Source organism: Paraburkholderia sp. (assembly GCF_036488505.1).
In the GTDB taxonomy this organism is placed as follows: domain Bacteria; phylum Pseudomonadota; class Gammaproteobacteria; order Burkholderiales; family Burkholderiaceae; genus Paraburkholderia.
Genome location: NZ_DASXHN010000111.1, coordinates 1 through 12,414, shown reverse-complemented (window position 1 = coordinate 12,414; position 12,414 = coordinate 1). Strand labels below are relative to the sequence as shown.

Sequence of the window (12,414 nt, the reverse complement as noted above, 5' to 3'; positions counted from 1 at the left end):
GAACACTTCGTACAGGTTCGAGATAGGAATATGGCCGACATCCGCGCCGATCAGGTACGACTCGTACCAGCGCACCATCAGGCCGACGAAGCCCATCAGCACCGCTGCCCACGTCATCTTCGAGCCGATCGCGGCGCCGGTCGCCGAACGTGAGAGCAGAGCGATCCAGTAGAACACGGTCGCGAATACGAACAGCGCGCTCATCCACAGGATCGCGGACTGGCTCGACAGAAAGTATTTGAGGAAGAATGCGTTATCGGCCCGGCTCAGATCGCCGTGGTAGAGATCGATCGCCAGCAACGACAGCGCGGCGATGCTCACCATCAGCGGGCGCACCGGCTTCCAACGCCAGCCGAGCACGACGAAAACCGGGACCGCGCACACCAGTACGAGCTTGTCGTAATAGTTCATGAACGGGTAGTAGCGCGCCAGCGCAAAGCCGGCGCCCCCCACCAGCAGCAAAGCGAACAACCAGTCGACGATGCCGAGCCGTTTGAGGAACGGCCGCTCGTCGTACGGTGCAACTTCCGGCATGCCGCCCGTGAATGGGTTCTCGGCGCGCCGAGCGGGCGAAGAAGGCGAAGGGGATGAGGAAACCTGAGTCAAGTCCATGATCTTACCGGGTCGAATCCTGTGAGCTTGCGGACGCCGGGCCGGCCGCAGCGGGCCCGGCGTCGGATGCATCGATGAGTTTCGCGCCAAGCGCGGCGCCGACGGCGTCGCGTGTCTGGACGAACTCTTTTTCGAAGTCGAGCGTCTTGCGCGCGCTCGACATCGCCATCACGACGTTCGTGCCGTGGCCGGTATCCTTGAGCCAGAACCACAGTCGCCGCTCGCGGACATAGAACATCGAAAAGATGCCTAGAACCAGCAGCAAGCTGCCAAGATACACGACTTTTTTGCCCGGCGCGCGCGTCAACTGAAATACCGAAGCTTGCACCTGCTTGAAGGAATCAAGCTGCAAATACACCGGCGATCCATACAAAAAGCTGTCGGAAATCGCGTTGAGCGAACTCTGGATAAAGCGGCTCGTGTCCGCATTGGCCGGCGCGGCCGGCTCGCGAAGCTGGTGGCGCGACAATTGCCATAGATCCCACGTGACGCCTTCGAGCATCCGCAGCAACAGGCCCGCGGCCTTTTGCTGCTCGTCCTTCGGCACCGACCGGTCGATGAAACCGGCGATCGCCTGGAAACCCCCGGGCGTCTCGCCGTTCGGCATCTTCATGCTGCTGTCGGCGCCCGCGAAAAGAGTCAGCACTCGCGACGCGCTTTCCTCCAGATGCTGCTGCAATTCGGGATTGCCGCCCGGCACCGAGCGCTGCGCGAACTGACGCGCCGCCGTTGCGCGCATCGCCGGGTCTTCGAGCGTCGCACGCAGGTTCATCCACTCCTTGACCGTGCCGCCACTGTCGGCGGGAATGCGCAAGTAGCGGAACGGATCGTCCGGGTTCACGCGCATACCGGCGAGGAACATCTTTTCGCCGTTGACGTCGACCGGCAGCATGTAGTTGTTGTACTCGCGAGCCTGGCCGTCCTTGCCGCGAATTTTGTACTGCACCGACGGGCCGACGTTGTGCAGGTCGAGCGGGTTGGAGGTCTTCGCGCCCGAGCCGAGACGCTCGTCGAATGCTTCTTTTAGCGAGTGCTGTGCAGCGACGCCACGCGCATCGTTCTGACCTTTGCCGTTCGTGATGTTTTCGACGTTGATCGCGCGGAAATCGGTAAATTCGACGGTTTGGCCGTCGGCGAGCGGCGTGGCCGAACTCAACGGTGCGTTGCCGCCAATCGTGCCGCCGAACGGCGCGGGCTTGGCGCTTGGACCGGACATCGGGTACGCGCTCATCTGCATCTGCGAGCCGCCGTCCTGGAAGCTCGACTGAAAGATGGACACGCCGTCGTATTCGAACGGCTCGTTGACCTCGACGCGCGCCGGCACGCGCGCGCCCGTCTTGTGATCGATCACGACAATGTCGCTCGCGAACAGCTTCGGCATGCCGGTCGAGTAGTAATCGACGATGAACTTCTTCAGCTCGATCGAAAACGGCAGGTCCTGGATCAGCGAGCCGCTCGGCTGGTTGAGGATCGCAGTCGACACGTGCTGGCCTTCGGGCACCCACGCATAGCCGCGGAACGTCGGGTTCGATTGCGACAGGCGATGGTCGGGCGAAATCTCGCTGATCACCGTGTTCGCGTTGATCGGCGACTTGTCGAACAGCCACATCTGCAGCTTGATCGGCAGGTTGCTGTCGAGCAGACCACCGACGCAGATCACGACGATCGCGAGGTGCGCGGAGATGTAGCCGAGCTTCGTCAGCGCGCCGCGCTTCGCGGCGATCAGCGTCGCGCCTTCCGACTCGCGCGTGACGAACTTATAGCCGAGCTTCGCCGACAGTTTCGCGAGCAGCGCCGCTGTCTGCGGGCGCGTGGCGTGCACCGCGAATTCGCCCTTGTGATGAAACGCGCGCAGGCTGCCTTCGCGGACCTTGTCCTTCCAGCTCTTCATATCGGCCAGCATCTTGGGCGCATTACGGATCACGCACAGCGACACCGATACCATCAGAAAGCCGAGGATCAACATGAACCACCACGAGCTGTACACCGTGTAGAGGCTCAGTGCGCGGAAGATGTCCGCCCAGAACGGGCCGAACTGATTGACGTAGTTGGGATAAGGATCGTCCTGAGTGAGGACGGTACCGATGATGCTGGCGATCGACAGAATCACGAGCAGCGCAATGGCGAAACGCATCGAGCTGAGGAGCTCGATGGTGCTGCGCGTGATGCGATTGCTCGACTTCGACTGCAGACCCGACGTGGTGACGCTCATTCAAACTCCGACTGAACAGCAAAAAAGGGTGAAAGGCCGCCGCAGGCACGACGCCCTCACCCTTTTCTTGTTTTTACCGGCCTCGCCGGGCCGGGCATTTCGTGCGCGGATCGCCTGATGCGAGCCGCTCAGTGCGAACCGCTCAATGAAGACCCGCGATGTAATCGGCAACCGCCTTCATCTCGTTGTCCGACAGACGTGATGCTATCGCATGCATCGCGTCGTTGTTATTACGCGCGCCGGGACCTTGTGTGAATGCGCTCAACTGCGCCACCGAGTACTCGGCCCACTGGCCCGATAGCCGCGGGAACTGCGACGGGATGCCCTGCCCCGTCGGCCCGTGGCAGCTCGCGCAGGCCGGCACGCCTCGATCCGCAATCCCGCCGCGATAGATTTGCTGACCGAGCGCAACGGTGTTCTTGTTGTGCGCGTAGCCTGGCTTGGGCGTCTGCGTCGAGAAATAGGCCGCGACGTTGATCATGTCCTGGTCGGAAAGCGCGGCGGCGATGCCCGCCATGATCGCATTGTTGCGTGCGGGCTGTTTGGCGCCTGGCTGAGTCTTGAAATCTCTGAGCTGCTTGACGAGGTACTCGGGATGCTGGCCCGCCAGCTTCGGATACGCGCCGCCGGCACTGTTGCCGTCTGCCCCATGACATGACGCACACACCTGCACCGCGATTGCCTGCCCCCGATTGATGTCCGGCTTTGCCGGATCTGCTGCTCGTGCCTGAATTGCCAAACCTGAAAGACCTGCCGTTACATGAAGCACCATCAGAGTCTTGCACAGTCGATTCATTCGCACACCCTGTCTCGTCTTTGTGGGATTTTAGAGGTTTTGCAAAATACGACGACGGCGACCGAGTGACCGCCAGGAGCCGCCAAGGCACGTGGGGCCGGCCCCTCGGGTTTTCAGTAAACCGTCGTATTGTACAATAACTCGCTAATCGCTAAGACGCCAGTCGGGCTTGACCCCCTTCCCGCTCCGGGCTCTCCGGCATCTCCTACCTGGCCTCAACCATGCACTTCCTGCTCCACGAATCCCGCTTCTTCATCACCGTCAATCACCTGCGCGACTTGCCCGCCACCGCGCAACCCGAAATCGCATTCGCGGGACGCTCGAATGCGGGCAAGTCGACCGCGATCAACGTGCTCTGCAATCAGAAGCGCCTGGCGTTCGCGAGCAAGACGCCTGGACGCACGCAGCACATCAACTATTTCTCGGTGGGCAAGGCGGATGAACCGACCGCGCATCTCGTCGATCTACCGGGCTACGGCTATGCGGAAGTACCCGGTGCCGCAAAGGCTCACTGGGAGGCGCTGCTGTCCACGTACTTGCAATCCCGCTCGCAGTTGCGCGGCATGATTCTGATGATGGATTCGCGGCGGCCGCTGACGGACCTCGACCGGCGCATGATCGAGTGGTTCGGGCCGACCGGCAAGCCGATTCACACGCTGCTCACCAAATGCGACAAATTGACACGTCAGGAAAGCGTGAACGCGCTGCGCACCACGCAGAAGGGGCTGGCCGACTATAGCGCGGCAGGCTATCGGGGCGAATTGACCGCGCAGTTGTTCTCGGCGCTCAAGCGAATCGGGCTCGACGAGGCACACGAGTTGATCGAAAGCTGGCTGATCCCGAAGACGGCGGGTGTAACGGACCAGACCTAAGCCACGTTGTCAGCATCGACCGGCGCCGCGACCCGTGCGTTGCCCGCGAACGTGGATCGAGCATCTGCGTTCCGCCCGCCCATAAAAAAACCCGCCGCTTGAACGGCGGGTCAAACAGCCTAATCGAAAAAACGACAGGCACCCGCTCAGGGAGGAGAAGCGGGGAGGTCAGCGCCAGGCGCCTTGCTCGATCGGTATGATATACCATTGTCTCGAAAAGTTTCCGGGAGCGGAGCAGGCGCCATTTGTCCACTCCACACATCCATCTTCTTCGATTCGATATGAGCTTCTATCCGCACTACCGTCCGCGCCGCATGCGCCGCGACGACTTCTCGCGTCGCATGATGCGGGAAAACATCCTCACCACCAACGATCTCATCTACCCCGTATTTATCGTCGAAGGCACCAACGTGCGGCAGGCTGTACCGTCGATGCCGGGCGTCGAGCGCGTGTCGGTTGATCTGCTGATGGGCGTCGCCGAACAATGCGTCGAGCTAGGGGTGCCCGTACTGTCGCTGTTTCCCGCGATCGACCCTTCGTTGAAAACGCCCGATGGCCGGGAAGCGGCAAATCCCGCCGGGCTGATTCCGCGCGCGGTCCGCGAGCTGAAAAAGCACTTTCCCGATGTGGGCGTGCTCACCGACGTCGCGCTCGATCCGTACACGAGCCACGGCCAGGACGGCGTGCTGGACGAAGCCGGGTACGTGATCAACGACCAAACCGTCGAAATCCTCGTCGAACAGGCTCGCGCGCAGGCGGAGGCCGGGGTCGGCATCGTCGCGCCGTCGGACATGATGGACGGCCGCATCGGCGCGATCCGCGAGATGCTCGAAAGTGAGGACCACATCCACACGCGCATCATGGCGTACGCGGCGAAATACGCTTCGGCGTTCTACGGTCCGTTCCGCGATGCCGTCGGTTCTGCAACGAACCTCGGCAAGAGCAACAAGATGACCTATCAGATGGATCCAGCAAATTCCAACGAGGCGCTGCGTGAAGTCCAGGCGGACATCAACGAAGGCGCGGACATGGTGATGGTCAAGCCGGGCATGCCATATCTGGACATCGTGCGGCGCGTGAAAGACGAGTTCCAATTCCCGACCTACGTCTACCAGGTGAGCGGCGAATACGCGATGCTGAAGGCCGCCGCGCAGAACGGCTGGCTCGATCACGATAAGGTCATGATGGAGTCGCTGCTCGCGTTCAAACGGGCGGGAGCGGACGGCGTGCTGACCTATTTCGCGCTCGATGCCGCGCGGATTCTGCGCGCGCAGAAGTGAACCGGTCCGCGGTTTAGCGCGCGGCTGTTCAGACGTAAAACGGAGGCGGACCTTGCATGCGTAGCCTCCGTTTTATGTTGGCCTTGGCGCGATGTGTAGTGGTCTAATTTCCTCGGACAGGTCGATAGGAGGACAATCCGGAATCGACGAGGAAAAAGAGCAAGATGACAAGAAGGCGCCGACAATTTGACGCCAGCTTTAAGCTGGAAGTGGTACGGATGGTACGAGACCAGGGATTATCGGTCAGCGAGGTTTGCCGGTCGATGGAACTTGGCGAGACGGCTGTTCGGCGCTGGGTGGCGCAATACGACGCGGAGTGCGCCGGTGGTCCCGGGGTGGGCAAACCGCTGACGGCAGAACAGCAGCGCATCCGGCAGCTCGAGGCGGAGAACCGGCAACTGCGCGAGGACAACACGCTGTTAAAAAAAGTCTCGGCCTTCTTTGCACGGGAACTGAAGTGAGTTATCGGGTGGTAACTCACTTGCAGGAGGAGGCCGTATCAATCAGTGACGCCTGCCGGGTTTTGGAGGTGAGCCGCTCTGGCTACTATGCGCACCGGCGTGCCAGACCGAGCCCAAAGAGCCTGCAGGAGCAGACCCACGTCAAGGCCGCGTTTGCTGCCAGTGGTGCGAGCTACGGCAGCCGGCGTGTGATGCATGAGGTGCGTTCGCAGGGGGTAAGCATGGGTCGCTACCGGGTACGCACACTGATGCGTGAAGCAGGCCTGCGCGCGAGATGGAAGCGCAAGTTCGTCTCGACGACCGACAGCCGGCATACGCTACCTGTGGCGGCGAACGTGCTCGACCGGCAGTTCGACGTGGCCGAGCCCAATCGCGCGTGGGTTTCGGACATAACGTATATCCGCACGGCGCAGGGCTGGCTGTATCTGGCGGTCGTGCTGGACCTGTACTCACGTCGTGTGGTCGGCTGGTCGATGGCGCCGACCATGCCGGCCGGACTGGTCATGTCGGCACTGACCATGGCGCTGCAGCAGCGCCGGCCAGCGCCGGGACTGGTCCTGCATTCCGACAGGGGCAGCCAGTACGCGAGCGATGAATACCAGGCCTTACTGAAGCAGCATCACGTGGTTTGCAGCATGAGTCGCAAGGGCAATTGTTGGGATAACGCGGTGATGGAGCGGTTCTTCCTGAACCTGAAGATGGAACGCGTGTGGCAGCGTCTGTACGCCAACCACGATGAAGCACGGCGCGACATCAACCAGTACATCGTCGCTTTCTACAATCCGGTGCGCTTGCACTCGACTTTGGACTATCTGTCGCCCGCTGCCTACGAGGCGAAACCGACAGTGAAAGAACCTATCCGCCTGTCCGAAATAACTTGACCACTACAATGCGGCGGCAAAGCGAGGGCGTAGCGTCGCGCCGAGCTCGACTACACTCTCGGCGCACTCGCCCGATCCAGCGTGCGCAAGAACTTATCCGGCGACTCGTATCCCACGACCCGAAGCACTTCCTTACCGCTCTGGTCGAAAAAAATGATGCCCGGCGGTCCGAACAAGCCGAAACGCTTGAGCAGTGCCTGATCATTTGTGTTGTTCGCGGTGACATCGGCGCGCAGCAGGTTCATCTGCTTCAGCTTCGCCTGGACGCGCGGATCGCTGAAAGTGAATTTCTCCATTTCCTTACAGCTCACGCACCAGTCCGCGTAAAAATCGAGCATTGCAGGCTGAGCGGCCGCCTTGACGGCCTGGTCCAGCTGATCTGACGAACGTACCCGTGCGAACGTCAAATCGTTCTGTGCTGCCGCTCCTGCCACGCCGGCGGTATCCGCGCCGGTCACGGCCGGACTGCCACGTGCGGCCAGCACCGCGAGCGGCCGCAGCGGATCCGACGATCCCGCAGCGAGGCCGACCAGCAGTGCCGCCGCCCAAACCGTCATGACCACGCCAACCGCCCGGCCGAGCCGGCGCCACGCCGACCCGCCGGCGAGCGGCGCCGAGAAAAGGCCGAGCGCAGCAGCGGCGATAAGCAACCAAAGCGCGCTTAGCAGCATCGTCGGAGCGGGGCCAAGCACTGGCCAGACAATCCACAGCGCTGCAGCGAGCAGCACAACACCAAAGAAAACCTTCACGCTGTCCATCCACGCACCCGCGCGCGGCAGTATCGTGCCCGCGCCAACACCGATGATCAGTAGCGGCACACCAAGACCGAGACCCATGGAAAACAACGCCGCGCCACCGAGCACCGCATTGCCGGTACGCGCGATGAACGCGAGCACCGCAAAGAGTGGTGCGGTCATGCAGGCGCCGACCACCAGCGCCGACAGCGCGCCCATCGCGGCCACCGCAGTGAACTTCCCACCGGAACGGGCTGACGATGCACTCGACATGCGATCGCGCCAACGCGTCGGCAATTCGATGTCGACGCCTGAGATCAGCAGCGACGCGAAAATTGTCAGCAGCAGGCCAAACGCGCCGAGCATCCACGGATTTTGCAGCCACGCGCCAAGACTCTGCCCGACGAGCGCCGCGACGACGCCAAGCGCCGTGTACACGAGCGACATGCCGATCACATACGCCAGCGACAGCGCGAAGCCGCGCCCCCGCGTCACTCGCGCGCCCTCGCCAATGATGATCGCCGACAGGATCGGGATCATCGGATACGAACACGGGAGCAGACTCAGGATTGCGCCGGCGATGAAATAAAGGCCAACGATTGCGAAGAACCCGCCGCGCTGCAACAGCGACTGCGCATAGTCGGCACTGGTAGCACGCTCGTACCAAGGTTCATCGTTTAGCGCGGATCGTTGCCCGGTCGCCGGGGCCGCGATGCTGCCGGCGGGTTGCAAAGCGGCACCGCTCACGTGGTACACGCGCTCCATCGGCGGATAGCAGATACCGGCGTCTGCGCAGCCCTGCGACGTCACCGCGAGATCGAATGGCTGAGTTGCCTGTTCAACCGGGATTCGAATCGTCAGTTCGTTACGGTACGTCTCGACATTCTTGCCGAACGTTTGATCGAACTTGACGTGACCTGCGGGCAGTTGCGGCTCGCCGATCGGTGCCGTACCGTTTCGCGTCGCGAACGCGAAGCGCTCCCGGTACATGTAGTAGCCGTCCGCGATCTTATAAGTGACGTCGACTTCGCCTGGTTTTTCTGCCGCACTGAACTTGAAGGCAACGGCGGGGTCGAGGAAGTCGTCCGCGGCGTGAGCAAGTGTGCCGACTAGCGCGAGCATCAAGCATCCGAGCAGGCAGAATACTGTGCGTAGCGCAGCGGGCACGCTTCGGTCGAGGCCGTTAAACATGGAGAGGACGTTGGGTTTCAGCGGTGATCCATTGACCGTACGCGGCGGACGCCGTCGCTTGCCAGCAAAGGATTTCCGGCGTGTCGTAGGGATGGTGAGCCTGAATGTATTGCTCGAGTTCGAGCGCGCGAGCGGCGCTGGTCTTGAAGAGCAACTGGACTTCCTGCGCGATTTCGACCGTGCCTTGCCAGTGATAACTCGACTGCACGGCGCCCAATTGGGTAACGCACGCACATAGCCGCGCGGCCAGCGCATCTGCGGCGAGCTTTTGGGCGGCCGCCACGTCCGGCACCGTCGTCAGCATCAAGGTCACATTCCCATTCACAAAAGCTCCGGCGACGCGCGATTCCGATGTCGATATCCTATCACCAGGCCTGATCGGCCCGCAGGTCGCCGCGCGGCGCGACCGCGGCGTTTGGGCGCTGGAGACGTTTGCCGCCGTTCATACAACGCCTGCAGGAAACGAAAAAGCCAGGCATTGCGCCTGGCTTTTTTCTCGAAGCTAAAAAGCTTACTCAGCTTCTTGCACTTCCGTCTCTTCGACTTCCGGACGGTCCAGCAGTTCGACCAGTGCCATCGGCGCATTGTCGCCAACGCGGAAGCCGAACTTCAGCACGCGCAGGTAACCGCCCGGACGGTTCGCGTAGCGCGGACCCAGCACGTCGAACAGCTTCGTGACCGAATCACGATCGCGCAGACGATTGAACGCCAGACGACGGTTTGCCAGCGACGGCTTCTTGCCGAGAGTAATCAACGGCTCGACAACTTTACGGAGCTCTTTCGCCTTCGGCAGCGTGGTCTTGATGACTTCGTGCTCGATCAGCGCGTTGGACATGTTACGGAGCATTGCCAGACGATGGCTGCTCGTGCGGTTCAGTTTCCGCAGACCATGGCGGTGACGCATGTTGATTCCTTCAGTTCAAAGTTTTGGTCCAGCTCTTCTATCGCACTCGCTTGACAACAGGCTGCGAGCGCACGGGCCGGTAGTTAAAAAAGACAAGACGCGGATTTTAAAAGGAAATCCGCGTCGTCGCCAGTACACAGTGCGCCTCTACGACGGCGACTTACATGTCATCACTTGTCGAGACCAGCCGGCGGCCAGTTCTCGAGCTTCATACCGAGCGTCAGACCACGCGATGCCAGCACTTCCTTGATCTCGTTCAGCGATTTGCGGCCTAAATTCGGCGTTTTCAGAAGCTCATTTTCTGTGCGCTGGATCAGATCGCCGATGTAGTAGATGTTCTCGGCTTTCAGGCAGTTCGCGGAACGAACCGTCAGTTCCAGATCGTCGACCGGACGCAGCAGGATCGGATCGATCTGCGGTGCGCGCGACGGCGCTTCTGCCGCGGCTTCAGTGCCTTCCAACGCTGCGAACACCGATAGCTGATCGACCAGAATACGCGCCGACTGACGGATCGCCTCTTCCGGCGAAATAACACCGTTGGTTTCGATGTTCATCACGAGCTTGTCGAGATCGGTACGCTGCTCAACACGCGCACTTTCCACCGCGTAGCTCACGCGACGTACTGGTGAAAACGATGCATCCAGCACGATACGGCCGATGATCTTGGCCGAGTCTTCCCCGTAACGACGCACATTGCCCGGCACATAGCCGCGACCCTTTTCAACCTTGATCTGCACGTCGAGCTTACCGCCCTTCGACAGATGCGCAATCACGTGATCGGGGTTGATGACTTCGCAATCGTGTGCGAGTTCGATATCGCCGGCGGTGACAACGCCTTCGCCGTCCTTGCGCAACGTAACCGTCACTTCGTCACGATTATGCAACTTGAAGACGACACCCTTGAGGTTCAACAACAGGTTGACCACGTCCTCCTGCACACCGTCGAGCGTCGAATACTCGTGTACGACGCCTGCAATCGTCACTTCGGTCGGCGCATAGCCCACCATCGACGACAACAGCACGCGCCGAAGCGCGTTACCCAAGGTGTGGCCATAACCGCGTTCAAACGGTTCCATGACCACCTTCGCGTGGCTCTCGCCAAGCGATTCCACTGCAATGATCTTGGGCTTCAACAAACTGGTTTGCATAGGTTTTCCTTTTCAATACCCTCGGCTCGTTACACCGATAAGGCTGACCGGTAACAACCTGAAAGAAAACAGCCGAGACGCCCCCTTGCGCGACGCAATCGGGGTGCCCCGGCCGTCAATCCGATTACCGCGAATACAATTCGACGATCAGGCTTTCGTTGATATCACCAGCGATATCGCTGCGTTCCGGCTTCTGCTTGAAGGTACCTTCGAACTTCTTCGCATCGACCGCAACCCAGCTAGGCATGCCGCCTTGTTCAGCGAGCGACAGCGCCTCGACGATGCGCGCCTGTTTGCGCTTCTGTTCGCGCACGGCAACGACGTCCCCTGCCTTCACTTGCATGGACGGGATGTTTGATACGACGCCGTTCACCGTGATCGCTTTGTGGCCAACAAGCTGACGCGCTTCAGCGCGCGTCGAGCCGAAGCCCATGCGATAGACGACGTTGTCCAGACGCGACTCGAGCAACTGCAGCAGGTTCTCGCCCGTGTTGCCTTTCAGACGGTCCGCTTCAGCAAAGTAGCGGCGAAACTGACGCTCCAGCACGCCGTAGATACGCTTCACTTTTTGCTTTTCGCGCAGCTGTGTGCCGTAGTCAGACGTACGTGCGCCCGAGGTGCGGCCATGCTGACCCGGCTTGCTGTCGAGCTTGCACTTGTCAGCGAGCGAGCGACGTGCGCTCTTCAAGAACAGGTCGGTGCCTTCACGGCGGGACAGCTTGGCCTTGGGGCCGATATAACGTGCCACGTTAATTCCTTCTGTGATTAATCACGCGAATGCTCCCACTCGCGCTAGTCCGAGCCCTTTGGGTCGAACGGTGGGCTTAGTCAATTCACTAACGAGCGAAACCCGCCGCCGCGCAAAGCGGCAACGGGCGCTCGCAAAAACCAGCGTCTTAGATACGACGACGCTTCGGCGGACGGCAGCCGTTGTGCGGGACCGGCGTCACGTCGGAGATTGCGGTGATCTTGATACCAAGACCATGCAGCGCACGCACCGCCGATTCGCGGCCAGGACCGGGACCCTTGATCCGCACTTCGAGGTTCTTAACACCGTACTCCATCGCCACTCGGCCAGCCGATTCCGCTGCGACCTGAGCTGCAAACGGGGTCGACTTACGCGAACCCTTGAAGCCCTGGCCACCCGACGTTGCCCAAGCAAGTGCATTGCCTTGACGGTCAGTGATCGTGATGATGGTGTTGTTAAACGACGCGTGAACGTGAACCACGCCCTCGGCGACGTTCTTCTTGACCTTCTTGCGAACGCGTTGCGCCGCGGAGTTGTTCGAAGCCTTAGCCATTACGTTTTCCTGTAACTGTCAG

General features: G+C 61.0%; 11 protein-coding genes and 1 pseudogene. 3 read left to right on the top strand and 9 right to left on the bottom strand.

The genetic code is table 11. From position 1 onward, the window contains the following. From VGH68_RS06105 to VGH68_RS06095, 3 genes and pseudogenes are all read right to left on the bottom strand, one after another. A pseudogene (locus tag VGH68_RS06105) lies at positions 1–612 on the bottom strand (c-type cytochrome biogenesis protein CcsB); the annotation flags it as partial. Between the two features lie 4 nt (positions 613–616). Next, positions 617–2,824 carry a cytochrome c biogenesis protein ResB gene (locus VGH68_RS06100; RefSeq protein ID WP_331602638.1) on the bottom strand — a complete coding sequence of 736 codons (2,208 nt, stop codon included), beginning with the start codon at positions 2,822–2,824 and terminating at the stop codon, positions 617–619. Positions 2,825–2,966: 142 nt separating this feature from the next. After that, positions 2,967–3,620, bottom strand: coding sequence for a c-type cytochrome (locus VGH68_RS06095; RefSeq protein WP_331602637.1), 654 nt, complete (start codon positions 3,618–3,620; stop codon positions 2,967–2,969). A gap of 221 nt (positions 3,621–3,841) precedes the next feature. Here VGH68_RS06095 and yihA point away from each other — a divergent pair, with 221 nt between their 5' ends. From yihA to VGH68_RS06080, 3 genes are all read left to right on the top strand, one after another. After that, positions 3,842–4,492, top strand: coding sequence for a ribosome biogenesis GTP-binding protein YihA/YsxC (yihA, locus tag VGH68_RS06090; RefSeq protein ID WP_331602636.1), 651 nt, complete (start codon positions 3,842–3,844; stop codon positions 4,490–4,492). A gap of 281 nt (positions 4,493–4,773) precedes the next feature. Beyond that, positions 4,774–5,772, top strand: coding sequence for a porphobilinogen synthase (hemB, locus tag VGH68_RS06085; RefSeq protein WP_331602634.1), 999 nt, complete (start codon positions 4,774–4,776; stop codon positions 5,770–5,772). Between the two features lie 164 nt (positions 5,773–5,936). After that, positions 5,937–7,114, top strand: a protein-coding gene (locus tag VGH68_RS06080) for an IS3 family transposase (RefSeq protein ID WP_331602633.1) whose coding sequence is annotated in 2 segments (ribosomal slippage) — positions 5,937–6,192 and positions 6,192–7,114 — 1,179 coding nt in all. Because the reading frame shifts where the segments join, the coding sequence is not laid out codon by codon here. 50 nt (positions 7,115–7,164) lie between these two features. Here the strand turns inward: VGH68_RS06080 and dsbD are convergent. From dsbD to rpsK, 6 genes are all read right to left on the bottom strand, one after another. Further along, complete coding sequence (gene dsbD / locus VGH68_RS06075; protein ID WP_331602632.1) at positions 7,165–9,039, bottom strand: protein-disulfide reductase DsbD; 1,875 nt, start codon at positions 9,037–9,039, stop codon at positions 7,165–7,167. Further along, positions 9,032–9,343 carry a divalent-cation tolerance protein CutA gene (cutA, locus tag VGH68_RS06070; RefSeq protein WP_331602639.1) on the bottom strand — a complete coding sequence of 104 codons (312 nt, stop codon included), beginning with the start codon at positions 9,341–9,343 and terminating at the stop codon, positions 9,032–9,034. The genes dsbD and cutA overlap by 8 nt, the downstream gene beginning before the upstream one ends. A 207-nt stretch (positions 9,344–9,550) precedes the next feature. Further along, positions 9,551–9,943, bottom strand: a complete 393-nt coding sequence (rplQ, locus tag VGH68_RS06065) for a 50S ribosomal protein L17 (protein WP_331602630.1) — start codon at positions 9,941–9,943, stop codon at positions 9,551–9,553. Positions 9,944–10,113: 170 nt separating this feature from the next. Continuing rightward, on the bottom strand, positions 10,114–11,091 hold the full coding sequence (locus tag VGH68_RS06060; protein WP_331602629.1) for a DNA-directed RNA polymerase subunit alpha: 978 nt from the start codon (positions 11,089–11,091) through the stop codon (positions 10,114–10,116). Between the two features lie 124 nt (positions 11,092–11,215). After that, a complete protein-coding gene (gene rpsD, locus VGH68_RS06055) occupies positions 11,216–11,839 on the bottom strand; it encodes a 30S ribosomal protein S4 (RefSeq protein WP_331602628.1) in 624 nt (207 codons plus the stop codon). Between the two features lie 148 nt (positions 11,840–11,987). Further along, complete coding sequence (gene rpsK / locus VGH68_RS06050; protein ID WP_006052224.1) at positions 11,988–12,392, bottom strand: 30S ribosomal protein S11; 405 nt, start codon at positions 12,390–12,392, stop codon at positions 11,988–11,990. Positions 12,393–12,414: the final 22 nt, after the last annotated feature.

What these genes read in the sequence shown, in the direction of transcription:
- VGH68_RS06100 (WP_331602638.1), bottom strand. Translation starts at nt 2,824, where the DNA reads ATGAGCGTCACCACGTCGGGTCTGCAGTCGAAGTCGAGCAATCGCATC.
- VGH68_RS06095 (WP_331602637.1), bottom strand. Translation starts at nt 3,620, where the DNA reads ATGAATCGACTGTGCAAGACTCTGATGGTGCTTCATGTAACGGCAGGT.
- yihA (WP_331602636.1), top strand. Translation starts at nt 3,842, where the DNA reads ATGCACTTCCTGCTCCACGAATCCCGCTTCTTCATCACCGTCAATCAC.
- hemB (WP_331602634.1), top strand. Translation starts at nt 4,774, where the DNA reads ATGAGCTTCTATCCGCACTACCGTCCGCGCCGCATGCGCCGCGACGAC.
- dsbD (WP_331602632.1), bottom strand. Translation starts at nt 9,039, where the DNA reads ATGTTTAACGGCCTCGACCGAAGCGTGCCCGCTGCGCTACGCACAGTA.
- cutA (WP_331602639.1), bottom strand. Translation starts at nt 9,343, where the DNA reads ATGCTGACGACGGTGCCGGACGTGGCGGCCGCCCAAAAGCTCGCCGCA.
- rplQ (WP_331602630.1), bottom strand. Translation starts at nt 9,943, where the DNA reads ATGCGTCACCGCCATGGTCTGCGGAAACTGAACCGCACGAGCAGCCAT.
- VGH68_RS06060 (WP_331602629.1), bottom strand. Translation starts at nt 11,091, where the DNA reads ATGCAAACCAGTTTGTTGAAGCCCAAGATCATTGCAGTGGAATCGCTT.
- rpsK (WP_006052224.1), bottom strand. Translation starts at nt 12,392, where the DNA reads ATGGCTAAGGCTTCGAACAACTCCGCGGCGCAACGCGTTCGCAAGAAG.